The organism is Streptomyces sp. NPDC050806, from assembly GCF_055586425.1.
The window spans coordinates 367,460-391,345 of record NZ_JBVJIF010000008.1 but is presented as its reverse complement, the minus strand read 5'-3'; the positions used below and the strand labels follow the sequence as shown (position 1 = coordinate 391,345).

Here is a 23,886-nt window from a genome sequence, read left to right as displayed (position 1 = left end):
GGAGTGCTGGAGCAACCATAGGCGCACCGGATCGGCGACCCCTACGCGGAGTCACCACCAACGGCCCCGACATTCAAGCAATGGTAAATTGTTAGGGTCAGTAACTAGATATAGTAAGTAAAATCCGGGCCTCCGCCCGGACAGCAACCTGGAAGGACCCGGCCCCTGACTGTCGACCGCCTCAACGAACTCCTGCTGGTCTGCTCCTTCGTGCTGCTCATCGCCGTGGCGGCCGTACGGATCTCCTCGCGCAGCGGGCTCCCCAGCCTGCTCATCTACCTGGGGATCGGCGTCGCCATAGGGGCGGACGGCATCGGAGTCCGCTTCAGCAATGCCGAACTGACGCAGATCCTCGGCTATGCCGCACTTGTGGTGATCCTGGCCGAAGGCGGTCTCGGCACGAAGTGGAAAGAGATCAGACCGGCGCTGCCCCAGGCGGCGTTGCTCTCCACCCTCGGTGTCGCGGTGAGCGTGGGGGTCACCGCGGCCGGTGCGCACTATCTGGTCGGGCTGGAGTGGCGGCAGGCGCTCCTCATCGGCGCTGTGGTCTCCTCCACCGACGCCGCGGCGGTCTTCTCGGTGCTGCGCAGCGTGCCGCTGCCGGCCCGCCTCACGGGCGTCCTGGAGGCCGAATCGGGCTTCAACGACGCCCCCGTGGTCATCCTGGTCGTCGCGTTCTCCACCGCGGGCCCGGTCGAGCACTGGTACGTCCTCATCGGCGAGATCGCCCTGGAGCTGGCCATCGGCGCCGCGATCGGCCTGGCGATCGGCTGGCTCGGCGCGTTCGGCATGCGGCACGTGGCGCTGCCCGCCTCCGGCCTGTACCCGATCGCCGTCATGGCCATCGCCGTCTCCGCGTACGCAGCGGGCGCCCTCGCGCACGGCTCCGGCTTCCTCGCGGTCTACCTGGCGTCGATGGTGCTCGGGAACTCCAAGCTGCCGCACTCCGCCGCCACTCGGGGCTTCGCCGAGGGGCTGGGCTGGCTCGGCCAGATCGGCATGTTCATCCTGCTCGGCCTGCTCGTCACGCCGCACAACCTGGGCGACGACATCCTGCCCGCGATCGTCATCGGGCTGATACTGACGCTGGTCGCCCGCCCGCTCTCCGTAGTGCTCACCCTGCGGCCCTTCCATATGGCGTGGCGCGAGCAGACGCTGCTCTCGTGGGCGGGGCTGCGCGGCGCCGTACCCATCGTGCTGGCGACGATCCCGATGGTCGGCAAGGTCCCCGAGAGTGAACGTGTCTTCAACATCGTTTTCGTCCTCGTGGTCGTCTACACCCTCGTGCAGGGGCCGACGCTGCCCTGGCTGGCCCGGCGGCTGCGGATCGGCGACAAGGAGGAGGCCGCCGACCTCGGCATCGAGTCCGCGCCCCTGGAGCGGCTGCGCGGCCATCTCCTGTCCACCGCGATCGGCCCCAAGTCGCGGATGCACGGCGTGGAGATCGCCGAGCTGCGGCTGCCGGCCGGCTCCGCGGTCACCCTGGTGGTCCGGGACGGCACGAGCTTCGTACCGTCCCCCACGACCGTCCTGCGGCGCGGCGACGAGCTCCTGGTCGTCGCCACCGACCCGGTGCGGGACGCCGCCGAGCGGCGCCTCCAGGCGGTCTCCCAGGGCGGCAAGCTGGCGGGCTGGCTGGGGACGAGCGGGGCGTCGGCACCCCGGCGATGAGGGGGCGCGGGCCGCCCCTCCGAGGCGGCCGGAGCTCTCGCCCTCAAGGGATGGGCGCTGCCCGGACGTTCCCAGGTGTGGGACACATCTCACCAATGGGATCGCAGGCTGCGGCACCCTCTCGCCTGTAGTATGTGAGGGCAATGCACGACACCCACTCTGCCTGATGCAGAGCTGGCGCGACCGCTCGGCGGCCGCGGTCCCCTGCGTGACGCAGCCACCTCTCAGGTGCGGACCCGGTATCACTCGGTCCAGCGCGAGAGGACAGCTCTCGGCGCGTTCCCCGTGATGACCTCACGAGCGCGTCACCAGGCGGCGGAAAGGCCCGGCCGTGGCATCCACGGTCCAGAACGCAGCAACCGTCCAGGACGAGCCGGCGACCACCGGCAGTGCTCCTGCGGGGAACCCCTCCGGCAAGCGCCCCGGATACGGACAGCTCCTGCGCACCCCGGGAGCCTGGGCGTTCGTCCTGCCCGGCTTCCTGGCCCGGCAGCCCTTCGCGATGCTCACCATCGGCATCGTCCTGCTGGTCCAGCACACCACCGGCTCCTTCGGCACCGCGGGCGCGGTCTCCGCCGCGACCGGTATCTCCATGGCCCTGTTCGCCCCGCAGAGCGGCAAGCTCGCCGACCGCTTCGGGCAGCGCGCCGTGCTGCTCCCCGGAGTCGCCGTGCACTCGGTCTCCGTGGCGGCCCTGATCACCCTGGCCCTGCTGCACGCGCCGCTGTGGGCACTGTTGGCCGTCGCGGTGCCCACGGGCGCCTCGACGCCTCAGGTGGGGCCGATGGTGCGCGCACGATGGGCGGCGCGGCTGAGCGACAGCCCTCTGATGTCCACCGCGGCGGCCTTCGAGTCCGTGACCGACGAGTTCACCTTCGTGGTGGGCCCGGTGCTGGCCACCGCCCTGTGCACGAGCGTCCACCCGGCTGCCGGCCTGATCGCCGAGGCCGTGCTGACGCTGGCCGGCGGCCTGCTCTTCGCGTCGCAGCACCGCAGCCAGCCGGCCGCGCACCGCACGCGGCAGCCCGGCGAGACGCGCGCCTCGGCCCTCTCCGTGCCCGGCGTGCGGGTGCTCATCGCCGTCTTCCTCGGCATCGGCTCGGTCTTCGGCGGCATGCAGGTCTCGCTGACGGCCTTCACGGAGTCCATCGGGCAGCCGGGCATCAACGGCGTGCTGTACGGCATCTTCGCGGCGGGCAACATGACCGCGGGCATCGCCTGCGGCGCGATCGCCTGGAAGACCGGCCCGCGCCGCCGGCTGCTGGTCGCCTACGGGCTGCTGGCGCTGGCCACCACTCCGCTGTGGGCGCTCTCCGCGGTTCCGCTGCTGGGCGCGACCGGCCTGGTGGTCGGCCTGTGCATCGCCCCGGCCCTGATCACCGGCTACACGCTGGTCGAGTCCCTGGTGCCGGCCTCGGCCCGTACGGAGGCGTTCACCTGGCTGACCGGCGCGGTGGCGCTGGGACAGGCGGCGGCCGCCACGACCGCGGGACAGCTCGCGGACCGCTTCGGGCCCAGCGCCGGCTTCTTCGTGCCGCTGACCGGTACGGCGCTGGCCTTTCTGGTGCTCGCGGGGCTGCGCGGACGCCTGGTTCCGCCCGGTAAGGGACGGGTCGCGGCGCGTGGAGTCGGTCACCGTGTGCCGGTCACAGTGGACTGACGCGCCGGAATACTGCACTATGGATCGTCGTTAGCACTCATTGAGTGAGAGTGCCAGGAGGAAGACTAGTGCCGACCTACCAGTACCAGTGCACCGAGTGCGGCGACGGCCTTGAGGCCGTCCAGAAGTTCACCGACGACGCACTCACCGAGTGCCCGAACTGCCAGGGCCGTCTGAAGAAGGTCTTCTCGGCGGTCGGCATCGTCTTCAAGGGCTCCGGCTTCTACCGGAACGACAGCCGCGGCTCCTCTTCGAGCAGCAGCCCGGCGTCGGCCTCGACGTCGAGCTCGTCCTCCTCGTCGAGCGGCTCCGACAGCAAGTCGTCGAGCTCCTCCTCGACCACCTCCGGCAGCAGCTCCGCCTCGACCACGTCGAGCAGCAGCTCCGCCGCCTGACAGCTCTCCCCCTGAGGCCCCGCCGGCCCTGAGACCGGCGGGGCCTCAGGCATGAGTGGCCGGCTCCGCGCGCCCGGTCCGCACCCGCCGCCACACGTCATCACTTCGTCATCCGCGCCCCGCCCCCACGGCGGGAAGGCGCGGCTAGTGTGGCCGCCATGGCGGATGCGGAGATCGGTGTAATCGGCGGTTCGGGCTTCTACTCCTTCCTCGACGAGGTGACCGAGGTCACGGTCGAGACCCCGTACGGGCCGCCCAGCGACTCGCTCTTCCTCGGGGAGGTCGCCGGCCGGCAGGTCGCCTTCCTGCCCCGGCACGGCCGCGGCCACCACCTCCCGCCGCACCGCATCAACTACCGCGCCAATCTGTGGGCACTGCGCGCGGCCGGCGTCCGCCAGGTCCTGGGCCCGTGCGCGGTCGGCGGCCTGCGCCCGGAGTTCGGGCCCGGCACGCTCCTCGTACCGGACCAGATCGTGGACCGCACGAAGTCCCGTACGCAGACGTACTTCGACGGGGTGCCGCTCCCGGACGGCAGCATGCCGAACGTGGTGCACACCGCCTTCGCCGATCCGTACTGTCCTGCCGGCCGCCGGGTCGCCGCCGACGCGGCACGCGGGCGCGGCTGGGAACCGGTCGACGGCGGCACGCTCGTGGTCATCGAGGGCCCGCGGTTCTCGACGCGAGCGGAGTCCCGCTGGCATGCCGCGCAGGGCTGGTCGGTGGTCGGCATGACGGGCCACCCCGAAGCCGTCCTGGCCCGCGAACTGGGCCTCTGCTACACCTCGCTGGCCCTGGTCACGGACCTGGACGCGGGCGCCGAGGCGGGTACGGGCGTCTCCCACGAGGAGGTGCTGCGGGTCTTCGCGGAGAACGTCGGCCGGCTGCGCGAGGTCCTCTTCGACGCGGTGGCCGCACTGCCGGCGGGCACGGCGCGCGGCTGCGACTGCGCCGCCGCCCACGGCGACCTGGAGCTGGGGATCGAGCTGCCCTGACGGCAGGCGCCCACCCCCCGCGGGTGACGGGGATGTCCACAACCGGCGGGTAGCGGCCCCGCCCGTCCACAGGCCCCGACGGCCTCCGACGATTTCGGTCAGGGTGATCCCGTCCGACGGCCCGGCGCACCGACGCCGGACGCGTGATCCCCTTTCTCCGGCGGTGACCGAAATGACGCCTTCCCCATACACCAACCCCCCGCTGCCCACACCCCCGTTGTGTGAGGTTCCACACTTCGAGCCATTCCGCATCAGCGGTGCGCGACGCCGGCGTGCACCCCTGCCGAAAACCCGGCGGTACGCCGTTTTCGCTGGCCTGGCGGCCATCGCGGCCGCCCTGGCGATCACCTCACCGGTCGGCGAAACCCGCGCCGAGGGCGGTTTCGGCCATTCCGTTCTACTGGCCGATACGCACATGGCAAGCAAAACTGTGAAGAACGGTGGGGCAGCCACGCGATGTCGCGATGTGGCGATTTCGCCCCGTACGGCGGTAACGCCATGCTGACCCGTACTCACGCTCCGTCCAACCGCCGGTCCGTTGTGACCGCTTGGGCGGCCGTGTCCCGCCGTTTCGTAAGTTGTGCCGACGCCCCGGACGGGCGCGGCGTCCGTAGTACGTGTGGAAAGAGGCTGTCAGGTGAGCGACGAGAAGAGCGGCGTCCTGCAGGGATTCAAGGAATTCCTGCTGCGCGGCAACGTGGTCGAGCTTGCGGTTGCCGTCGTGGTCGGAGCCGCGTTCACCAACATCGTGAACGCCGTGGTCAAGGGCGTCATCAACCCGATCATCGGTGCGCTCGGGTCGCAGAACCTGGACCACTACAAGACCTGCCTGAGCTCCACGTGCAGCCCGGACCCGAAGACCGGCGAGTTCACCGACGGGATCTACATCCTCTGGGGCTCGGTGCTCAGCGCCGCGCTGACGTTCCTGATCACCGCCGCGGTCGTCTACTTCCTCATGATCCTTCCGATGAACAAGTGGAAGGCGCGTCAGGAGGCCAAGAACCCGGTCGAGGAGGGTCCGGTGGACCCGACCGAGGTCGAGCTGCTGGTGCAGATCCGCGACGCGCTGGTCAGCCAGCGGAACGGCTCGGAGCCGGTCACCGGCGCGGGCGCGATCCCCGGCCCCGCCTCGGGCCCCGTCTCCACGGAGAAGTCGGTCTCCACGGACACGTCGCAGAACTGACGCGTACGGCCGTTCCACGCCACGGACACGGCTCTCCGGACAGCCGCGTAAGCGGCGGCTCCGGAGAGCCTCCGGCACCGCTCGGCGGAGCCGTCAGAGGTGGTGGGGCGGCTTCTCGTCCAGGAAGCGCGCCAGGTCGGCGGCGCTTCCGCCACCCGGCCGGGGACGCTCGCCCCAGCCCCGGTCCGTGTCGTCGGACGACTGCTGGTCCAGCGGATCATCGAAGATCAACGCGGCAGCCCCCGGCCGGCTCTCGCCCGCGCTCGGGCGGTCCTCGTTCTCGGTCGCGGCGTCCGCTGTCTCACTCACCCCTCCAGGGTACGACCGGTTCAGTCGGCCGTGAGGGCCTCGTGCCACCAGCGGTCGCGGCCCGGCTGCCAGGCGACGGGGCGCGGGCAGCGGCTCACGACGAGCACCGTCCGTACGTCCGTGCCGCCGCGCGCCAGGGCCCGGTCCAGCACGGACTTCACCGGGCGCACGGCGCCGTCCCAGAAGCCGGCGTCGGCGGTGATCACGACCTTCGCCCCGGAGCTCCTGAGCCGCTCGGCGAGTTCGGGGGCCCGCATCGACACGGGCAGGGTGCTGCGCACCGCGTCGATCCGGCCGCAGGCCAGCGTGACGATCACCGATTCGGGGACCAGGGGCAGATGGACGGCCACCCGGTCGCCGGTGCGGATGCCGGAGCGGGCCAGGGCGGCGGCGGCCCGTACGGACTGGTCGATGAGCTGCTCGTGGGTCAGCTCGTCGAAGCGGCCCGGCTCACCGGTCCAGCTCAGGGCGACCTTCATCGCTTGCGGGGCGAGGCCCCGGTCAGCGGGCTCGGAGGGTACGCGGCGCAACATGTGGCCAGCGTGGCGGCCGTGGATCAACGTTCATTGAACGTGCGATGGATGCCTCTGCCATCGACCTTGCGGAGCCCCCCGGTACCGGCGCCCCGAGCCGGCGCGGAGCGTCCTGGTGTGGCCTCGCCCTCCCACCCTGCCCCTGAGAGCCTGTGGGCAACCCGCCGGGCGGGCTTCCGGTCCCGGTCCGGCGGTGCACACCGCTCACCGACTCAGGAGGCGCAGATGTCCACCTCACCCCACCAGCCGCACGGGCCCTCGTCCCCGTCCGGGGCCTCGTCCGGGGACCGCTCCCGGGTCCACCACGGCATCGTCATCGTCGGTGGCGGCACCGCCGGCATCACCGTGGCCGCACGGCTGCGGCGGGCCGGAGCGCCGGACGTGGCGGTGCTGGAGCCCTCCGGCACGCACTGGTACCAGCCGCTGTGGACGCTGGTCGGCGGCGGCCAGGCGCCGCTGCGGGCGTCGTTACGCACCGAGGCCGAGGTCATGCCCGCCGGCGTGCACTGGCTGCGGGAGTCGGCGGTGTCCGTCGACCCGGCGGCCCGTACGGTCGGCACGGCGTCGGGCCGGACCGTGTCGTACGACCGGCTGGTCCTCGCGCCGGGGCTGCGGCTGGACCCCGACGGCGTGCCCGGCCTCGCGCAGGCCCTCGGCCACGATGGCGTGACCAGCAATTACGTCCCGGAACTGGCGCCGCTCACGTGGGAGCTGATCCGTGGCATGAAGAGCGGCACGGCAGTGTTCACGATGCCGGCCGGGCCGGTGAAGTGCGGCGGCGCGCCGCAGAAGATCGCGTACCTGGCGGCCGACCACTGGCGCAAGCGCGGCGTGCTGGACCGGATACGGATCGTGCTCGTGCTGCCCGAGACGGCGATGTTCAAGGTGCCGGAGTTCGGCCGGGTGCTGGAGGACGTGGCCCTGCGGTACGGCATCGAGGTACGGCTGCGGTCGGAGATGGTGTCCGTGGACGGCGCGGCGCGCGAGGCCGTGATCGTGAACCACGCGACCGGCGACAAGGAGACGATCTCCTACGACCTGCTGCACGCCGTGCCGCCGCAGGCGGCCCCCGAGTGGATAGCCGGCGGACCGCTGGCCGATCCTGACTCGCCCTTCGGTTACGTGAAGGCCGATCCGGCGACGCTGCAGCACCCGGACCACCCCGAGGTGTTCGCGCTCGGGGACGTGGCGAACCTCCCGACGTCCAAGACCGGCGCGGCGGTACGCAAACAGGCCCCGGTGCTGGTCGCCAACCTCCGGGACTCGCTGCGCGGCCGGCCGCTCCGGGCCCGGTACGACGGGTACACGTCCTGCCCGCTGGTCACCGCGCGCCACAAGATGCTGCTGGCCGAGTTCGACTACGAGCTGAAGCCCGCTCCTTCGGTGCCGTTCCTGGACACGACGAAGGAGCGGACGGACATGTGGTTCCTCAAGCGGTACGGACTGCCGCAGTTCTACTGGCACGGGATGCTCAAGGGCCTGGCCTGACCCCGTCGCCCCCGGCGGTCACTCCGCGGCCGGGAGCGTGTCCGCGACGACGCAGCTGACGTTGTCCGGGGCCCCGGCCGCGCGGGCGAGCCCGATCAGGTCGCGTACGGCCTGTTCGGGCGTGCCCCCGGAGGCCAGGACGCCGCGCAGGTCGGCGTCCCGGACCACGCCGTACAGACCGTCCGAGCAGAGGAGGTAACGGTCGCCGGGCCGGGCGTCGTGCAGCTTCAGGTCCGCGACGGGGACCTCGTCGTCCCGGCCGTTCAGCGCCCGCAGCAGCAGGGACCGCTGCGGGTGCGCCGACACCTCCTCCGGGGTGAGGCGGCCCTCGTCGACGAGGGACTGGACGAGGGTGTGGTCGTGCGTGATGCGGAAGAAGCCGCCGTCGCGGAACAGGTAGGCGCGGGAGTCCCCGACGTGCACCAGCGCCAGCCGGGAGCCGGTCCACAGCATCGCGGTGAGGGTGGTGCCGCTGTCCTCGCCCGCGCTCCGCTCCGCGACGGCACGGTTGGCGCGCCCGACCGCCTCGCTGAGGGTGTTGAGGATGTCGCCGGGCAGCGGGGCCGGGGCGTCGCCCAGGCCCCGCAGCGCCTCGATGGCGGCGCTGCCGGCCGCCGCGCCGTCCGCGCCGAAGCCGTCGGCGACCGCGAGCAGGCGGCTGTCCGCGTACGCCGTGTCCTGATTGCCTTCCCGTACCAGTCCGGCGTCCGAAAGGGCCGCATAGCGGATGCCGGTGATCGTCCCGTGGGTCATGGTCGGGTCCCTTCCTCGTAGTTGGTCGATGAGGAAGGCGGCCAGGTCACGTCGGGCCGCGGTGTCCGCCTCGACGCCCGTCCAGTACCTCGCGATCTCCGCGGCGGCCTCGGCGGGGGCCAGGTCGCACACCGTCCGGATGCGGGCCAGCGGCATGCCCAGGCGGCGCAGCCACGCCACCAAGCGGGCCCGTTCGAGCTGGTCCCGGGCGTAGAAGCGGTAGCCGTTGAACGGGTCGACGCGGGCCGGGCGCAGCAGGCCCAGCTCGTCGTAGAGCCGCAGCGCCTTCGGGGACAGCCGGGAGGCCCGTGCGAACGCCCCGATCGTCAGCAGACCGTCCGCCACCATCCGTCGCCCCTCCCCCGTGCGCCGTCATGGCCGCAGCCATAGCCGTGGCCGTGCGGGGTCTTGGCCCGCCCGGCCGCCTTCCACGACCGAGGCTGGGCTCTGCCCCAGGGGCAAGGTCAACGCGGCAACCGGAGCACCCCCACGGGAACGCCCCCGGAGACCTGACGCAGCGGCCCCCGACAGCCGGCAGACGTCAACCGGCAACCGGCCTCAGTCCCCAGGCCTCAGGCCTCTCCGGCCTCAGTCCCCCGCCGCTTCCCTCCCAGACCGGTCAGGGCGGCCGCCACCAGGGCGCGGGTGCCCATCGTCAGGGTGGGCTGCTGGACGGGGGCGAACCGGGCGGAGTGGTTGGACGGGATGTCCTGGGAGATCCGGCCCGCCTCCAGGGCCTTGCGGAAGGCGACCGGGTCCCAGCCGCCGAGCCACCAGTAGTACAGCGGGGCATCCGCCGCGGTCGCGAGCACGCCCGCGTCCTCGCTGCCGGAGGCCGGGTCGTACGGGAACAGCGCCTGCTCGCCGAAGAGCCCGGCGAAGGCCGCGTTGACCTCGCGCAGCGCGTCGGAGTCGTTGCGGGTGACGGGGAAACCGGCGATGGTCTCGGTCTCCGGGGCGTGCGCCGCGCCGGACGCCGCGGCCTCGGCGTGGGCGATGCGGTCGACGGCGGCCAGCACGCGGGCACGCACCTCCTCGTCGAAGGTGCGGATGCTGAGCTGGACGGTGGCGTGGTCGGGGATGACGTTCGGGGCGTCGCCCGCGTGGAAGGAGCCGACGGTGACGACGGCCTGTTCCCGCGGCGCGGTCTCGCGGGCGACGACGGACTGCACGCGCTGCACGAAGGCCGCGGCCATCAGGATCGGGTCGACGGTGGTCTCGGGGCGGGAGCCGTGGCCGCCGGTGCCGTGGAAGGTGATCCGCAGGCTGTCGGCGGCGGCCATGCAGGCGCCGTCGTGGTACGCGATCAGGCCCGCGCCCAGCGGCGCGACGTGCTGGGCGTAGACCACGTCCGGCACCGGGACCCTGTCGTAGAGACCGTCGTCGATCATCTTCTGGGCGCCGCCGCCGTCCTCCTCGGCGGGCTGGAAGAGCGCGACGAGGGTGCCGGACCAGTGGTCGCGTCCGGCGGCGAGCAGCCCGGCGGCGCCGATCAGGCAGGTGACGTGGACGTCATGGCCGCAGGCGTGCATGACGCCGTCGTGGGTGGAGGCGTACGGCAGCCCGGTCTGCTCGGTCACGGGGAGCGCGTCCATGTCGGCGCGCAGCAGGACCGTCGGTCCGTCGCCGTTGCGCAGGACGCCCACCACGCCGGTGCGGCCGATGCCGGTGAGCACGTCGAAGCCGTCGGCCTTCAGGCGCCGGGCGACCTCGGCGGCGGTGCGGGTCTCCTGGAAGGACAGTTCCGGGTGCCGGTGGAGATCTTCGTAGAGGGCTTCGAGGTCCGCCATGCGGGCGTCGAGCGGGGCCAGGACCATCTCTCGCGCGCGATCGCTCATGTGCCGTATTCGATCACGGAAGGGCCATACCGGGACAGCGGACGCGGCGCGTCCGGCGGGTGCCGCGCGTCACTGCCGCGACCCGCGGTGACGAGGCCGTGGGAGGCCGTGGGTGGCCGGAGTTCGCAGGGTGTTCGGGAGGCGCCGGTGACAGGCGGGCCCGGCGCTGCCACGGTGGACCCTCGATACGGGACGACTCAGCCCGGTTCATGTGAGTGACGGGAGGCGGACGTTGACCACATCTTCAGCCGGCCGGTCCACGGAGCGGCCCATGGCCCCGCCCACGGCCCCGCTCGCCGGCCGTCCGGCGAACCCCGCCGACGGCAGGGTGCCGGAGGACCCGGTCGCCTTTCTGATCGAGCACGCACTGGGGCATCTGTTCTCCGCCGCGCTGCGCACCGCCGTGCAGTACCGCGTCGCCGACCACCTCGCGGAGGGGCCGCGTACGGTCGAGCAGCTCGCCGAGGCCACCGGCACGCACGCTCCCCACCTGCGGCGCCTGCTGCGCTACCTCGCCACCCGGGACGTCTTCCGCGAGGACGCGACCGGGGCCTTCCATCTGACGCCGGGCGCGCGGCCGCTCCGTTCCGATGTGCCGCACTCCCTGCGGGACGCGGTGCTGATGATGACCGACGAGACGTTCCGGCGGTCCTCGGCGGCGCTGGCGGAGACCGTACGGACCGCCGGGCCGTCCTTCGACCGGATCTTCGGGGCGCCGCTCTTCGAGTTCCTGGCCGCCGATCCCGGGACGCGGGAGCTGTTCGACACGGGGATGGCGTCCCTGTCCGGGCCGGTGGACGGGCCGGTCGCGGAGAGCTACCCGTTCCCCGAGGGCAGCACGGTCGTCGATGTCGGGGGCGGGCGGGGCGGGCTGCTGCGTGCCGTCCTGGAGCTGCACCCCTCGGTCTCCGTTGTGCTCCACGACCAGGAGCCGGCGATCGCCCGGCACGTGCTGGACGTGCCGGAACTGGCGGGCCGCTGGCGCACCGAGACGGGCGACTTCTTCGCGTCCGTGCCGGAGGGCGGCGATGTGTACGTGCTCAAGCACGTGCTGCACGACTGGTCGGACGCGGCGTGCGTGGACATCCTGCGGCGGGTCCGGGACGCGGTGCCGGCGCACGGCCGGCTGCTGATCGTGGACTCCGTACTGCCGCCGGGCAACGCGCCGCACTACGGGAAGGCGATGGACGTGGCGATGATGGCGGTCGTCGAGGGCAGGGAGCGGACCGCCGAGGAGTACGCCACGCTGCTGTCGGCGGCGGACTTCCGGCTGACGCGCGTGCTGTCCACGCCCGCCTTCCCCTCGATCGTGGAGTCGGTGCCGGCGGCGCGGACGGCACCCCGGGCGACGGGCGGGACGGGCGCCGCGGCAAGCGCCCCGCGGCCCTGACCGGCCGGCCCACGCGGCTCACGGGGCTCACGGGCAACCGCCCGACCCGATTACGGCGGCACCGGACCCGTCACCGCCGTCGCCGCCCCCGTCACGGCGTCGCCGCCCCCGGTACGGCCCGGCCCGGTACGCCCGCCCCCGGTCCCTGCAGCCGCAGGGCGGCCAGCGGTATGAAGCCGCCGGGGCCGCCGCCGGTGTCCGCGGCCCGCCCGTACAGGCTGCGCAGCATCGAGACCGCCAGCCGCTCGCCCTGGCTCTTGGCGCGCTCGGCGCGCGGCCCGGCGTGCAGGCCGTCCACCGTGGCCCGCCACAGCTGGACCCAGCGCCCGAAGTGCGCGGCGGTCAGCGGCCGGGCGCGGTGCAGCCCGGCGTGCACCCCGAAGACATCGCGGCGGTGATCGGCGGTGCGGAACAGCGCCCGCTCCCAGAAGTCGGTGATCACCGGCAGGTGGGCGGTCAGGTCGGTGCCCGCGACCTCGGAGAAGTGCGGGCCGATCAACGGGTCGGCGAAGGCGGCGGTGTAGAAGCGGCGCAGCAGCCGGTCGAGGTCCGGGCGGCCCGCGATGTCCGCGCGCTCCTCCGGGAGGTCGCCCGCCGGTCCCTCGGGCCGGGGTGCGGGCATGGGTGTGTCGGTCACGTCCTCGCTCCTGCCGCTTCTCCGCGCTCCCCCCTGTCCATGGTGCCCCACCCGCAGCCGTGGCTCATCCGGAGCAGAAAAGCGGGGGTTCCAGGGGGCCGGATCCGGTCATCCCCCGGTGTCATGGAGGCAGCGACCGCCCGGGCCGCCGTACAGTACGCGCGCCAACTGTCCGTCGCACGCCGGGGGATGTCCGCGTCCCTGGGGCATCGAGCGCCTCAGGGCATGATGTGCGGATCAGGTGGAAGCAAGGGCCCGGGGAGACTGAGCGCGCCCCGGGAAGGGTAGGGTACGTATTGCCCCTTTTTATGCCCAGCAAGCGCCGTCGCGCGAGGAGTTGTCACACCATGGCAGGCCGGCACGCCCAGCCCAGTGAGCGAATACGCCTGTCCCGACGCGGCAAGGCCGCCGGTGGTGCGGCCGTGGTGGTGCTGGTGGGCACCGCGCTGTGCGCCTGGCCCGCCTCGGGGGACGATCACCGCGCCGACGGGACCTCCGTCACGGCACAGGACAGTCCCACCGCCGGCACGTCGTCGAAGCAGCGGCCGACCGGGCTCAAGCAGGGCTCCCCCGTCCGTTCCGAGCCGGGCCACATCCCCGGGCTCGACGCGTCGATGCGGGACCGCATTCCGGCCAAGTCCCAGCAGGTCCTGGTCGTCACGGGCGAGGACACCGACTCCCACGACTCCACCGTCACGCTCTACACCCGCGCCAAGGACTCCGAGAAGTGGTCCGCCGGCGACGCCTGGCCGGCGCACAACGCCGCCAAGGGCTGGACGAAGGACCACCACTACGGCGACCTGCGCTCCCCCGAGGGCGTGTTCTCGCTCAGCGACGCGGGCGGCAAGCTGGCTCCGCCGCGCGGCACGAAGCTGCCGTACGACCACAACTCCTCCTTCGTGGCCAACGGATCCGGTGTGGAGGGCGAGCCGCTGGCCGGCGCGTTCGACTACGTGATCGCGATCGACTACAACCGCGTCCCGGGCTCCTCGCCGCTGGACACACGGCGTCCCGAGGGCGCGGCCAAGGGCGGCGGCGTCTGGCTGCACGTCGACCACGACGGCCCGACCCAGGGCTGTGTCAGCCTCAAGGCCGACAAGATGCGCGAGCTGCTGCGCACGCTGGACCCGGCCAAGCACCCGGTCATCGTGATGGGCCCCTCGGGCCGCTGAGCCCCGCCCGGCGCGGCCTGCCCCGCGCCGCGCACCCCGTGGTACGCATGACGCATGGCTGACGCACCCGGCGCCCCGTCCCGCACCCCGCACGGCCCCCGTGACGCGCTGACGGACGTACCGGGCCTCCGGGTCGGGCACGCGCAGCGCACCGAGGACGGGTACCTCACCGGCACGACCGTCGTCCTCGCCCCCGAAGGCGGCGCGGTCGCCGCCGTCGACGTCCGGGGCGGCGGGCCCGGCACCCGGGAGACCGACGCGCTGGACCCGCGCAATCTGGTGCAGCGTGTGGACGCCGTCGTACTGACCGGCGGCAGCGCCTTCGGGCTGGACGCGGCATCGGGCGTGGCGGCCTGGCTGGAGGACCGCGGGCGGGGCTTCCAGGTGGGGCCGGAGCCCGCACAGGTGGTGCCGGTGGTGCCGGCCGCCGCGCTCTTCGACCTCGGGCGGGGCGGCGACTGGCGGGCCCGCGCGGACGCGGCGCTCGGCCGTGCGGCCGTCGAGGCGGCGCACCGTACCGCTCCGGGCGCCGCGGTGCCACAGGGCAACGTGGGCGCGGGGACGGGCGCGGTGGCCGGCGGGCTGAAGGGCGGCGTCGGCACGGCGAGCGTCGTCCTGCCCTCCGGGGTGACGGTCGCGGTACTGGCGGTGGCCAACGCCGCCGGCTCGCCGGTCGACCCGGTGACCGGGATGCTGTACGGGCGGCTGTACGAGGGCGGGGCGCGGCCGCCGGCCCCCGAGAACCACACGGCGGCGGTGCGGCGGCTGGCCGCGGCCCGCGCGGAGTCGGCGGCCCGCTCGGCGGCGTCGGCCCGCCCGCCGCTGAACACCACCCTCGCCGTCGTCGCCACGGACGCCGCCCTCACCCGCGCCCAGGCTCAGAAGCTGGCGGGCACCGCCCACGACGGGCTGGCCCGCGCCGTACGCCCGGTCCACCTGCTCTCGGACGGCGACACGGTCTTCGCGCTGGCCACCGGCGACCGGCCGGTGGTGCCGGAGAGCGCGGCGGCCGACCCGGCGTTCGCCGTGCACGCGGAGGCCGGCGCGGTCAACGAGATCCTGGCCGCCGGCGCCGACATGCTGACCCGCGCCGTCGTGAAGGCCGTGCTGGCCGCGGAGAGCGTGGACGGGCCGGGCGGGGTCTTCCCCTCGTACGACGATCTGTACGGGGCGCCCTGAGGGCCCTGAGCGCCTTTCAGACCCTCTCGTGGCAGCCTTTCAGGCCCCCCTCATGACGACGGTCTTGTGGCGGCCTTCCGGGCCCCTTTCGTGGCGCCGGTCTCGTGACAGCCTTTCAGGCCCCTCGTATCAGGCCCCTCGTAGCGCCGGTTCCTCACGCACCCTCAGACGCCCGCCGCAGCGCGAGCGCGGCCTTCTCGGCGTCGCGCCGGGTGCTCACCGAGACGTACTCGGCAGCACGGCGGCGTACCGCGCCGCACCGCTCCCGCCGGATCGCCGCGCGAATCCCGGTGGTAGAAACGGCCTTATGTCCATACCGCCGCCCACACTCGTCCAGCCGGCCCCCGCAGCGCAGCCCGCCACCCGGCGCCGGCTGTGGTGGCACCGGCTGGTCCTGGGGCTGTGGTACCGCCCCGTGGAGGTGCTGGACGAGGCGCGCGACCGCGGCGCGTGCAGCGCTGCCGTGCTCCTGACGCTGCTCGGCGGCGCGCTCGGACTGCTGGCCTCGGGGTCGTTCCGGTCGCAGTGGCGGACCGGGCCGCGCGAGGTGGTGTGGCAGCTCGCCGGCGTCACCGAGGCGGGCGTGCTGGTCGCCAGCCTCGGACTGGGGCTGGTCACGCACGCCATGGCCCGCACGCTCGGCGGCAACGGCCGGCTCCGCCCGACGGTCAGCCTGTTCGTCGTGGTGTTCTGGGTGACGGATCTGCCGCGGCTGCTGCTGGCGTTCCTCCTCCCCGAGCAGCACCCCGTCGCCCAGGCGGTGGCGCTGACGACCTGGGGCTTCGGTTGCGCGCTGGCGGTACTGCTCATCCGGGGCCAGCACCACCTGCCGACGCTGCGCGCGGCGTGCTCGGTGGCGGTCCAGATGCTGGCGTCACTGGCGCTGCTCAAGCTCGGCCCGGTCGGCTGACGTCCCTACGCCGTCAGGCTGACGGGCTCTCACCCGGGAGCTGACAGGCCCTCATCCGCCCTCATCCGGCGGCAGCCGGTGCGGGCCGTCTCAGTGACGCCGGGTCAGCTCGCGCACCAGGCCGGCGAACGCCTCGCGCTCGGCCGCGGTCAGCTCGACGCTCTCCGACGGCGGGACGGCCTGCCGCGGTACGGCCTTCAGCAACCGCTGCGCCGCGCCCGGCGGCTGGGGCGCGGGGCGGTCCCTGCGTACGGTTCTGACCAGTCCGACGGCCCAGGCGAGCGTCGCGAGCAACAGGACGGCCAGGCCGATCTGCTGCAGGGTCGAGACGGAGGGGAGCATCCGGTCCTCCATGACGTACGGGCGCGGCGCCGGCGCGCTGGGCCCCGGCGGCTGACGCGGATCAGTAGACACCACGCCTCGGTACTTATGACAGGTTTTTATAGGACTTAGGCCCTGAAGTGATGCATCTCCCACCACTACCGGACCTTCCCGCATCACTCAGGGTCCTTCCCGCATCACGCCACAACCATCCCTCATCCCACCGCATCAGGTGTGCCCCCCTCAAGAAACGCCGGTGCCACCGCACGAATCCGGCCACGGTTCCGCGCCGCCTCCGCAATGATCCGGCGGGCCACGGCGCGGCACCCCGACTTCCGCCCGTTTCACCGGTATGTCCGCACCACTCCTGCACGGTGGAGTCCGGCGGGGCGCGTTGGACGCATCGGCGGGTTCCGCCCGGCCAAGATCGTCCGCGAGCATGGCGGCGCACCACTCACTCGATACGACAACCGGCCCAGCCGTACGGAAAAGCCGGACAACCGGCCCACCCGACAACTGGACCACCGGACAAGCCGAAAACCCGACGGAGGAGTGCGCGTGGATCGTACGGACCTGCCGAAGCCGCTCGACGGGGTGCTCGTCGCCGACTTCAGCCGGGTGCTGGCGGGGCCGCTGGCCGCCGCGACCCTGGCCGACCTGGGCGCCCGGGTGGTGAAGGTGGAACGGCCCGGCGCCGGCGACGACACCCGGTCCTGGGGCCCGCCGTTCGCGGCCGACGGCACCGCCGCGTACTTCGACGCCGCCAACCGCTCCAAGTACGGCCTCGCCCTGGACCTCTCCGCGCCGGACGACGCCGAGGCCGCCCGCGAACTGACGGCCAGGGCCGACGTCCTCATCGAGAACTTCCGGCCCGGCGCGCTGGCCAAGTACGGCCTGGACCCGGTGTCCTCGCTCGCCGCCAACCCGGGCCTGGTGCACTGCTCGATCACCGGCTTCGGCTCGGGCGAGGGCGCCCACCTGCCCGGCTACGACTTCGTGGTGCAGGCGGTCGGCGGGCTGATGAGCATCACCGGCGAGCCCGGCGGGCCGCCCCTGAAGGCCGGCGTGGCGCTGGTGGACGTGCTGACCGCGAAGGACGCCACGACCGCGATCCTGGCGGCGCTGCGCCACCGGGACCGTACGGGCGAGGGCCAGCACGTCGAGGTGAACCTGCTGTCCTCGCTGCTGGGTTCGCTGGTCAACCAGGCGTCGGGGCACCTGGCCACCGGCCGCGACCCGGGCCCGATGGGCAACCGGCACCCGAGCATCGCGCCGTACGAGACGCTGGCCTGCCGCGACGGGCTGCTGGCCGTCGCGGTGGGCAACGACCGGCAGTTCCGGGCGCTGGCCACGGCGCTCGGCGCCCCGGAACTGGCGGACGATCCGCGCTTCGCGACCAATCCGGACCGGGTGGTGCACCGTTCGGAGCTGGTCAAGGAGCTGGAGGGGCGGCTGGCCGCGGACACCCCGCGGGGCTGGACCGCGCGGCTGAGCGCGGTATCGGTGCCGTGCGGGCCCGTCAACACCCTGAGCGAGGCCGTCGAGTTCGCGACGGATCTGGGGCTTGATCCTGTCGTTCCGGTCGGCGCCGACCGGGTACCGCAGGTACGCAGCCCGCTGCGGCTCTCCCGTACGCCGGTGGCCGAACCCACCGCGCCGCCGCGGCTGGACGAACACGGTACGCAGCTCCGCGAGTGGCTGGCCGGACCTTCCGACCAGCCACTTCCCCCACACGTGTGACATCCGTCACAACATATGGAGAGCTGCAACCAAAACGGCTCACAGTCGCTGTTTAAGAACAGTGGACCAACACTCTTGCCTGGAGCAGCTCGTGACAACGCCGGACAACGCCGCGCCCGCACAGCCCCGCAATTCGCGCTCCGCGCGCTCGCTGCGGCGCGGCCTCGCGGCGGCCGCACTGCTCGCGGCCGGCGCACTGGCCATGACCGCCTGCGGTGGCGACGCCACCGGAGCCGGGAACAAGGACGGACAGGCCGGGGCCGACGCCGCGGCAGCCAAGGACGCTTCGAACGCCAAGATCAAGGTCTCGGCGAAGGACGGCTCCAACGGAGCCAGCATCAACGGCACGAACGTCAAGGTCAGCGGCGGCAAGCTGACCGAGGTGACGCTCACCAGGACCGACACCGGCGAGAAGATCGACGGTTCCATATCCGGCGACGGCGCGAGCTGGAAGCCGGACGCACAGCTGGAGCGCGGTACCAAGTACCAGCTCTCGGCGAAGGCCAAGGACTCCGAGGGCCGCGCCGCGACCGAGAACTCCTCGTTCACCACGGTCTCGCCCGCCAACAGCTTCATCGGCACCTTCACCCCGGACGACGGCAAGACCGTCGGCGTGGGCATGCCGGTCTCCTTCAACTTCGACAAGGCCATCACCGACCAGAAGGCCGTGCAGTCGCACATCACGGTGACGTCCAGCAGCGGCCAGGAGGTCGTCGGCCACTGGTTCGGCAACCAGCGCCTGGACTTCCGCCCGCAGGACTACTGGAAGGCCGGCTCCAAGGTCACGATGAAGATCGACCTGGACGGCGTGGAGGGCGCCAACGGCGTCACCGGCGTCCAGGACAAGACGGTCACCTTCACCGTCGGCCGCTCCCAGGTCTCCACCGTCGACATGAACACCCAGACCATGACGGTCGAGCGGGACGGCAAGACCCTCAAGAAGATCCCGATCTCCGGCGGCAGCCCCGAGAACCCGACCTACAACGGTCAGATGGTGATCTCGGAGAAGTTCAAGGAGACCCGGATGGACGGCTCCACGGTCGGCTTCACCAAGAAGGACGGCAAGGGCGAGTACGACATCAAGGACGTGCCGCACGCCATGCGGCTGTCCGCCTCCGGCACGTTCATCCACGGCAACTACTGGGGCGCGCCCTCGATCTTCGGCCAGGCGGGCACCAGCCACGGCTGCGTGGGCCTGCGGGACGCCAAGGGCGCCAACGGCGACACCCCCGGCAAGTGGTTCTTCGACAACTCGCTCATCGGTGACGTGGTCGTCGTGAAGAACTCCAAGGACGAGACGGTCAAGCCCGACAACGGCCTCAACGGCTGGAACATGTCGTGGGACCAGTGGAAGGCCGGCAGCTCCGCCTGACCGCGCTGACCTGAAAGAACACCACCCCGCTGCCGGGCACTGGCAGCGGGGTGGTGTGTTTTCGGGGGCGGCGCCGTGCGCGGGAGCGCCGGGCCGCCCGCGGCCGCGGACCGGTCAGGCCGCGACCGGCTCCTGCCGGGCCTCCGCGCCCTGCCGCGCGTCCTCGGCGGCGGGCGCCGCCGGCTCCGTACCGGTCTTCCGCAGCCCCTTCAGGACGACCACCAGGACCGTGCTGACGGCCACTCCGGCCACGATCGCCACCAGGTACAGCAGCGGCTGGCCGATCAGCGGGACCACGAAGATGCCGCCGTGCGGGGCGCGCAGGGTGCAGCCGAAGGCCATCGACAGCGCGCCGGTCACCGCGCCGCCCGCCATCGCGGAGGGGATGACGCGCAGCGGGTCGCCCGCCGCGAACGGGATCGCGCCCTCGGTGATGAAGGAGGCGCCCAGCACCCAGGCGGCCTTGCCGTTCTCCCGCTCGGCCTTGGTGAACAGCCTGCCGCGCACGGTAGTCGCCAGCGCCATCGCCAGCGGCGGGACCATGCCGGCCGCCATCACCGCCGCCATCACCTTCAGGCTGCCGTCGTTGGGGTTGGCCAGGCCGCCGACCGCGAAGGCGTACGCGACCTTGTTCAGCGGGCCGCCGAGGTCGAAGCACATCATCAGGCCGAGGATCACGCCCAGGATGATCGCGTTGGCGCCGGTCAGGCCGGACAGCCAGTCGGTCAGCGCCTTCTGGAGCGCGGCGATCGGCTTGCCGATGACCAGGAACATCAGGAATCCGACCACCGCCGAGGAGATCAGCGGGATCACCACCACCGGCATGATGCCGCGCAGCGGCGCGGGCACAGCGACCCGTTGAATGGCCATCACCACCGCGCCCGCGAGCAGACCGGCGATCAGGCCGCCGAGGAAGCCCGCGTCGATGGTCAGCGCGATCGAGCCGCCGACGAAGCCGGGCACCAGCCCCGGCCGGTCGGCCATGCCGTACGCGATGAATCCGGCCAGTACGGGCACGAGGAAGGTGAAGGCCACGTTGCCGATCTGGAAGAGCAGCGCGGCCCAGCTGCCGGTCTCGGTCCAGACGAAGTGCTCGGCGACGGACGGCGCCTTGTTGATCTCGTAGCCGCCGATCGCGAACGCGAGGGCCATCAGCAGGCCGCCCGCGGCGACGAACGGCACCATGTAACTGACGCCGGTCATGAGCCACTTGCGCAGCCGGGTGCCGAAGCCTTCGTGCGCCTCGGCGTCGCGGTCCATCGGCGCGTCGGGGCGTGCGGCCGGCGCGCCGACCTCGCCGCGTGCGGCCTTCTCCCGTACTTCGGCGATCAGTTCGGCGGGGCGGTTGATGCCGGCCTTCACGCCGACGTCGACGACCGGCTTGCCGGCGAACCGGTCCCGGTCCCGTACCTCCACGTCGTGCGCGAAGATCACGCCGTCCGCCGCCGCGATCACCGCCGGGTCGAGGCGGGTGAACCCGGCCGACCCCTGTGTCTCCACGACCAGTTCCACGCCGGCCGTCTCCCCCGCCTTCGTCAGCGACTCGGCGGCCATGTAGGTGTGCGCGATGCCGGTGGGGCAGGAGGTGACGGCGACGATACGGAAGGGAGTCCCGGAGGGCTGCGCGGGCTCTTCCGGTGCGGGGTCCTCCGCTGCGGGCTCCTCCGGTGCGGGGGCTGCCGGCGCGGGGGCTGCCGGTGCGGCCTCGGGCTGCGCGGCCCCGGCCGCCGGCTCTTCGGCCTCCGCGTCCGCGGCTTCCGCCTCCGGCTCGTCCCCCCGTACCAGCGCGGCCGCTCGCGCCGGGTCGTCCGCCGACCGCAGCGCGCCGGTGAACTCCGCGTCCATCAGGTGCCGGGCCAGCGTCGAGAGGATCGACAGGTGGTCGGCGTCGCCGCCCGCCGGGGCGGCTATCAGGAAGATCAGGTCGGCCGGGCCGTCCGCCGCGCCGAAGTCGATGCCGGCGGCGCTGCGCCCGAAGGCCAGCGTCGGCTCGGTGACATGGGCGCTGCGGCAGTGCGGGATGCCGATGCCGCCGTCCAGCCCCGTGGGCATCTGGGCCTCGCGCGCGGCCACGTCCGCGAGGAATCCCTCCAGGTCGGTGACGCGGCCGGCCGCCACCATCCGTTCGGCCAGCGACCTGGCGGCCGCGTCCTTGGTGTCGGCGGACAGGTCGAGGTCGACCAGGTCCGCGGTGATCAGCTCACTCATCGCGGGCTCCCTTCAGAAACCGGCAAATCCAGCCTGTTCAGGCAGACATCCAGCCCGTCCAGGCAAGACCCAGCCCGGCCTGGGGGTACCTCCCAGCGGTTGCTGGGGGAGCTTGAGGACAATCGAACGGCGGGGAGCCCCCGACGCACAGGACCGTTCATGACACGGCCTCCGTCAACGGCCGGTCCATCGGCACCGCGTCGGTCACCGTCACGTCCGACGGCCGCAGATCGTCGGGCGCCGGCATCACGCTCCCCGGCAGCTGCACCGCCGCCGCGCCATGCGCCACCGCTTCGGCAAGCGCACGCGTACCCGCGCCGCCGGCCGCGAGGAAGCCGGCCAGCGACGCGTCGCCCGCGCCGACGTTGCTGCGTACGGCGTCCACCTCGGCGGTGCCGTAGTACGTGCCGGTGGCGTCGACCAGCAGCTGCCCGTCGGCGCCGAGCGACGCGAGCACCGCGCCGGCGCCCAGCGCGCGCAGCTCCTCGGCCGCCTTGACCGCGTCGCCGATCGTGGCGAGCGGGCGGCCGACGGCCTGCGCCAGCTCTTCGGCGTTGGGCTTGACCACGTCGGGGCGGGCGCGCAGGGCGGCCGTCAGCGACGGGCCCGAGGTGTCCAGGGCGATCCGGGCCCCGGCCCGGTGCGCGCGGGCGACCAGGTCGGCGTACCACTCGGGGGCCAGCCCGCGCGGCAGGCTGCCGCAGCAGGCGATCCAGGCGGCGCCCGCCGAGCGCTCCCGCACGGTCTCCAGCAGCGCCTCGGACTCGGCCGGAGACAGCTCGGGGCCGGCCGCGTTGATCTTGGTGAGAGTGCCGTCGGGCTCGGCGACCGCGATGTTGGAACGGGTGGCCCCGGCCACCGGGACCGGCGCGACCTCGATGCCCTCGGCCACCAGCAGGTCGGCCAGCGCCTGCCCGGCCGGACCGCCGACCGGCAGCACGGCGAGCGTCTCGTGCCCGGCGGCCGCGACCGCCCGGGAGACGTTGACGCCCTTGCCGCCGGGGTCGACCCGGTCGGCGCCGGCCCGCAGCACGGCGCCGCGCTCCAGAGCGGGCACCTCGTACGTGCGGTCCAGGCTGGGGTTGGGGGTGACGGTGAGGATCATGCGCGTACTACTTCCGTGCCCGCGCGCTCGATGGCGAGGGCGTTCTCGGGGCTGAGCCCGGTGTCGGTGATCAGGACATCGACGTCGGAGAGGTCGCCGAAGCGGGCGAAGTGCTGCTGCCCGAACTTGGACGAGTCGGCGATCAGCACGACCCGCCGGGCGGCGGCGATCACCGCGCGCTTGACGGCGGCCTCGGCGAGGTCGGGCGTGGTCAGGCCGCCCGCCGGCGAGAAGCCGTTCGTCGCGAGGAAGAGGACGTCGGCGTTGATCTCGCGGTAGGCGCGCAGCGCCCAGTCGTCGACGGCGGCCCGCGTACGGTGCCGGATACGGCCGCCGACGAGGTGCAGGGTGAGCCCGGGGTGGTCGGCGAGGCGGGCCGCGACCGGCAGACCGTGGGTCACGACGGTGACGTCGGACTCCAGGGGGAACTCCGCGGCCAGCCGGGCCGCGGTGGTGCCGGCGTCCAGGATCACGCTGCCGTCGTCGGGCAGCTCGGCGAGCGCGGCCCGCGCGATGCGGTCCTTCTCGTCGGCGGCGACGGTGTCGCGCTCGGCGAGGTCGGGCTCGAAGTCCAGCCGGCCCGCCGGTATCGCCCCGCCGTGTACCCGGCGGACCAGTCCGGCGCGGTCCAGCGCCTTCAGGTCGCGCCGTACGGTCTCGGCGGTGACCTGGAATTCCTCGGCGAGGGAGAGGACGTCGACCCGCCCGCTGTCCCGGGCGAGGCGCAGGATCTCCTGCTGGCGTTCCGCTGCGTACATGCGACCTGGGTCCGTTCCGTTTCTGTCCGCCCGTTGCCCGAACGTGTGGTTTCACTCGCAGACTACGTCTGGATTTCCGCAAAGTAAACAGACTCGGGCACAGGACAGACGCAAACGGGCATTACGAGGATGACAGGGGTGGCGGGGATGACAGGGGTGGCGGGGATGGCGGCGGTGCCCTACGGGCGAGCCCGGGGGGGGCGGGGCCGGGCGCGGGCCGGGCGGGGGCCGGGCGCGGGCCGGGGCCGGGCGCGGGCAGCGAAGAGCCCCGG

The 23,886-nt window shown here is 73.1% G+C and carries 21 protein-coding genes; 12 read left to right on the top strand and 9 right to left on the bottom strand.

Features of this window, described 5'->3' with window-relative positions:
• Positions 1–165 precede the first annotated feature (165 nt).
• The 5 genes from ACZ6WH_RS26575 to mscL all read left to right on the top strand — a co-directional run bounded on the left by ACZ6WH_RS26575 (position 166) and on the right by mscL (position 5,901).
• Positions 166–1,671: a potassium/proton antiporter gene (locus tag ACZ6WH_RS26575; protein WP_469731400.1), complete on the top strand. Its 1,506-nt coding sequence runs from the start codon at positions 166–168 to the stop codon at positions 1,669–1,671.
• Between the two features lie 439 nt (positions 1,672–2,110).
• Entirely contained in the window at positions 2,111–3,331 is a 1,221-nt protein-coding gene (locus ACZ6WH_RS26570) for an MFS transporter (protein ID WP_469731398.1), read from the top strand.
• Between the two features lie 68 nt (positions 3,332–3,399).
• On the top strand, positions 3,400–3,726 hold the full coding sequence (locus ACZ6WH_RS26565) for an FmdB family zinc ribbon protein (RefSeq protein WP_432855619.1): 327 nt from the start codon (positions 3,400–3,402) through the stop codon (positions 3,724–3,726).
• 158 nt (positions 3,727–3,884) lie between these two features.
• Positions 3,885–4,718: an S-methyl-5'-thioadenosine phosphorylase gene (locus ACZ6WH_RS26560; RefSeq protein ID WP_469731190.1), complete on the top strand. Its 834-nt coding sequence runs from the start codon at positions 3,885–3,887 to the stop codon at positions 4,716–4,718.
• Between the two features lie 637 nt (positions 4,719–5,355).
• Complete coding sequence (gene mscL / locus ACZ6WH_RS26555) at positions 5,356–5,901, top strand: large conductance mechanosensitive channel protein MscL (protein WP_432855625.1); 546 nt, start codon at positions 5,356–5,358, stop codon at positions 5,899–5,901.
• A gap of 93 nt (positions 5,902–5,994) precedes the next feature.
• On the opposite strand, the gene ACZ6WH_RS26550 is transcribed toward mscL, so the two are convergent.
• Together ACZ6WH_RS26550 and ACZ6WH_RS26545 are read right to left on the bottom strand one after the other, a co-directional pair.
• The gene (locus tag ACZ6WH_RS26550; protein WP_469731188.1) at positions 5,995–6,210 is read right to left on the bottom strand and encodes a hypothetical protein; all 216 of its coding nucleotides are present in this window, start codon (positions 6,208–6,210) and stop codon (positions 5,995–5,997) included.
• 20 nt (positions 6,211–6,230) lie between these two features.
• Positions 6,231–6,743, bottom strand: coding sequence for an AMP-binding protein (locus tag ACZ6WH_RS26545; protein WP_432855630.1), 513 nt, complete (start codon positions 6,741–6,743; stop codon positions 6,231–6,233).
• Positions 6,744–6,968: 225 nt separating this feature from the next.
• Between ACZ6WH_RS26545 and ACZ6WH_RS26540 the strand changes: the two genes are divergently transcribed.
• Positions 6,969–8,231, top strand: a complete 1,263-nt coding sequence (locus tag ACZ6WH_RS26540) for an NAD(P)/FAD-dependent oxidoreductase (protein ID WP_469731186.1) — start codon at positions 6,969–6,971, stop codon at positions 8,229–8,231.
• 18 nt (positions 8,232–8,249) lie between these two features.
• On the opposite strand, the gene ACZ6WH_RS26535 is transcribed toward ACZ6WH_RS26540, so the two are convergent.
• Together ACZ6WH_RS26535 and ACZ6WH_RS26530 are read right to left on the bottom strand one after the other, a co-directional pair.
• Entirely contained in the window at positions 8,250–9,332 is a 1,083-nt protein-coding gene (locus ACZ6WH_RS26535; protein ID WP_469731184.1) for a MerR family transcriptional regulator, read from the bottom strand.
• 224 nt (positions 9,333–9,556) lie between these two features.
• A complete protein-coding gene (locus ACZ6WH_RS26530; RefSeq protein ID WP_469731183.1) occupies positions 9,557–10,822 on the bottom strand; it encodes an amidohydrolase in 1,266 nt (421 codons plus the stop codon).
• 271 nt (positions 10,823–11,093) lie between these two features.
• On the opposite strand from ACZ6WH_RS26530, the gene ACZ6WH_RS26525 reads away from it, so the two are divergent.
• On the top strand, positions 11,094–12,212 hold the full coding sequence (locus ACZ6WH_RS26525) for a methyltransferase (protein WP_469731182.1): 1,119 nt from the start codon (positions 11,094–11,096) through the stop codon (positions 12,210–12,212).
• A 91-nt stretch (positions 12,213–12,303) separates the two neighbouring features.
• On the opposite strand, the gene ACZ6WH_RS26520 is transcribed toward ACZ6WH_RS26525, so the two are convergent.
• Positions 12,304–12,849, bottom strand: coding sequence for a group III truncated hemoglobin (locus ACZ6WH_RS26520; RefSeq protein ID WP_469731180.1), 546 nt, complete (start codon positions 12,847–12,849; stop codon positions 12,304–12,306).
• A 347-nt stretch (positions 12,850–13,196) separates the two neighbouring features.
• On the opposite strand from ACZ6WH_RS26520, the gene ACZ6WH_RS26515 reads away from it, so the two are divergent.
• The 3 genes from ACZ6WH_RS26515 (at position 13,197) to ACZ6WH_RS26505 (ending at position 16,110) form a co-directional block, all read left to right on the top strand.
• Entirely contained in the window at positions 13,197–14,021 is an 825-nt protein-coding gene (locus ACZ6WH_RS26515; protein WP_469731178.1) for a L,D-transpeptidase family protein, read from the top strand.
• 54 nt (positions 14,022–14,075) lie between these two features.
• Positions 14,076–15,200: a P1 family peptidase gene (locus ACZ6WH_RS26510; protein ID WP_469731177.1), complete on the top strand. Its 1,125-nt coding sequence runs from the start codon at positions 14,076–14,078 to the stop codon at positions 15,198–15,200.
• A 307-nt stretch (positions 15,201–15,507) separates the two neighbouring features.
• The gene (locus ACZ6WH_RS26505; RefSeq protein WP_469731175.1) at positions 15,508–16,110 is read left to right on the top strand and encodes a YIP1 family protein; all 603 of its coding nucleotides are present in this window, start codon (positions 15,508–15,510) and stop codon (positions 16,108–16,110) included.
• A 90-nt stretch (positions 16,111–16,200) separates the two neighbouring features.
• Here ACZ6WH_RS26505 and ACZ6WH_RS26500 read toward each other — a convergent pair whose 3' ends face one another.
• The gene (locus ACZ6WH_RS26500; RefSeq protein ID WP_469731173.1) at positions 16,201–16,524 is read right to left on the bottom strand and encodes a hypothetical protein; all 324 of its coding nucleotides are present in this window, start codon (positions 16,522–16,524) and stop codon (positions 16,201–16,203) included.
• Between the two features lie 459 nt (positions 16,525–16,983).
• Between ACZ6WH_RS26500 and ACZ6WH_RS26495 the strand changes: the two genes are divergently transcribed.
• A complete protein-coding gene (locus ACZ6WH_RS26495) occupies positions 16,984–18,171 on the top strand; it encodes a CaiB/BaiF CoA transferase family protein (protein ID WP_469731172.1) in 1,188 nt (395 codons plus the stop codon).
• A 91-nt stretch (positions 18,172–18,262) separates the two neighbouring features.
• A complete protein-coding gene (locus ACZ6WH_RS26490; RefSeq protein WP_432855663.1) occupies positions 18,263–19,543 on the top strand; it encodes a L,D-transpeptidase in 1,281 nt (426 codons plus the stop codon).
• Between the two features lie 114 nt (positions 19,544–19,657).
• On the opposite strand, the gene ACZ6WH_RS26485 is transcribed toward ACZ6WH_RS26490, so the two are convergent.
• The 3 genes from ACZ6WH_RS26485 to ACZ6WH_RS26475 all read right to left on the bottom strand — a co-directional run bounded on the left by ACZ6WH_RS26485 (position 19,658) and on the right by ACZ6WH_RS26475 (position 23,614).
• Complete coding sequence (locus ACZ6WH_RS26485) at positions 19,658–21,751, bottom strand: PTS fructose transporter subunit IIABC (protein WP_469731169.1); 2,094 nt, start codon at positions 21,749–21,751, stop codon at positions 19,658–19,660.
• Between the two features lie 157 nt (positions 21,752–21,908).
• The gene (pfkB, locus tag ACZ6WH_RS26480) at positions 21,909–22,856 is read right to left on the bottom strand and encodes a 1-phosphofructokinase (RefSeq protein ID WP_432855666.1); all 948 of its coding nucleotides are present in this window, start codon (positions 22,854–22,856) and stop codon (positions 21,909–21,911) included.
• A complete protein-coding gene (locus tag ACZ6WH_RS26475) occupies positions 22,853–23,614 on the bottom strand; it encodes a DeoR/GlpR family DNA-binding transcription regulator (protein ID WP_432855669.1) in 762 nt (253 codons plus the stop codon). The genes pfkB and ACZ6WH_RS26475 overlap by 4 nt, the downstream gene beginning before the upstream one ends.
• Positions 23,615–23,886 lie beyond the last annotated feature (272 nt).

What these genes read in the sequence shown, in the direction of transcription:
- ACZ6WH_RS26560 (WP_469731190.1), top strand. Translation starts at nt 3,885, where the DNA reads ATGGCGGATGCGGAGATCGGTGTAATCGGCGGTTCGGGCTTCTACTCC.
- ACZ6WH_RS26545 (WP_432855630.1), bottom strand. Translation starts at nt 6,743, where the DNA reads ATGTTGCGCCGCGTACCCTCCGAGCCCGCTGACCGGGGCCTCGCCCCG.
- ACZ6WH_RS26540 (WP_469731186.1), top strand. Translation starts at nt 6,969, where the DNA reads ATGTCCACCTCACCCCACCAGCCGCACGGGCCCTCGTCCCCGTCCGGG.
- ACZ6WH_RS26535 (WP_469731184.1), bottom strand. Translation starts at nt 9,332, where the DNA reads ATGGTGGCGGACGGTCTGCTGACGATCGGGGCGTTCGCACGGGCCTCC.
- ACZ6WH_RS26530 (WP_469731183.1), bottom strand. Translation starts at nt 10,822, where the DNA reads ATGAGCGATCGCGCGCGAGAGATGGTCCTGGCCCCGCTCGACGCCCGC.
- ACZ6WH_RS26525 (WP_469731182.1), top strand. Translation starts at nt 11,094, where the DNA reads ATGGCCCCGCCCACGGCCCCGCTCGCCGGCCGTCCGGCGAACCCCGCC.
- ACZ6WH_RS26515 (WP_469731178.1), top strand. Translation starts at nt 13,197, where the DNA reads ATGGCAGGCCGGCACGCCCAGCCCAGTGAGCGAATACGCCTGTCCCGA.
- ACZ6WH_RS26510 (WP_469731177.1), top strand. Translation starts at nt 14,076, where the DNA reads ATGGCTGACGCACCCGGCGCCCCGTCCCGCACCCCGCACGGCCCCCGT.
- ACZ6WH_RS26505 (WP_469731175.1), top strand. Translation starts at nt 15,508, where the DNA reads ATGTCCATACCGCCGCCCACACTCGTCCAGCCGGCCCCCGCAGCGCAG.
- ACZ6WH_RS26485 (WP_469731169.1), bottom strand. Translation starts at nt 21,751, where the DNA reads ATGAGTGAGCTGATCACCGCGGACCTGGTCGACCTCGACCTGTCCGCC.
- pfkB (WP_432855666.1), bottom strand. Translation starts at nt 22,856, where the DNA reads ATGATCCTCACCGTCACCCCCAACCCCAGCCTGGACCGCACGTACGAG.
- ACZ6WH_RS26475 (WP_432855669.1), bottom strand. Translation starts at nt 23,614, where the DNA reads ATGTACGCAGCGGAACGCCAGCAGGAGATCCTGCGCCTCGCCCGGGAC.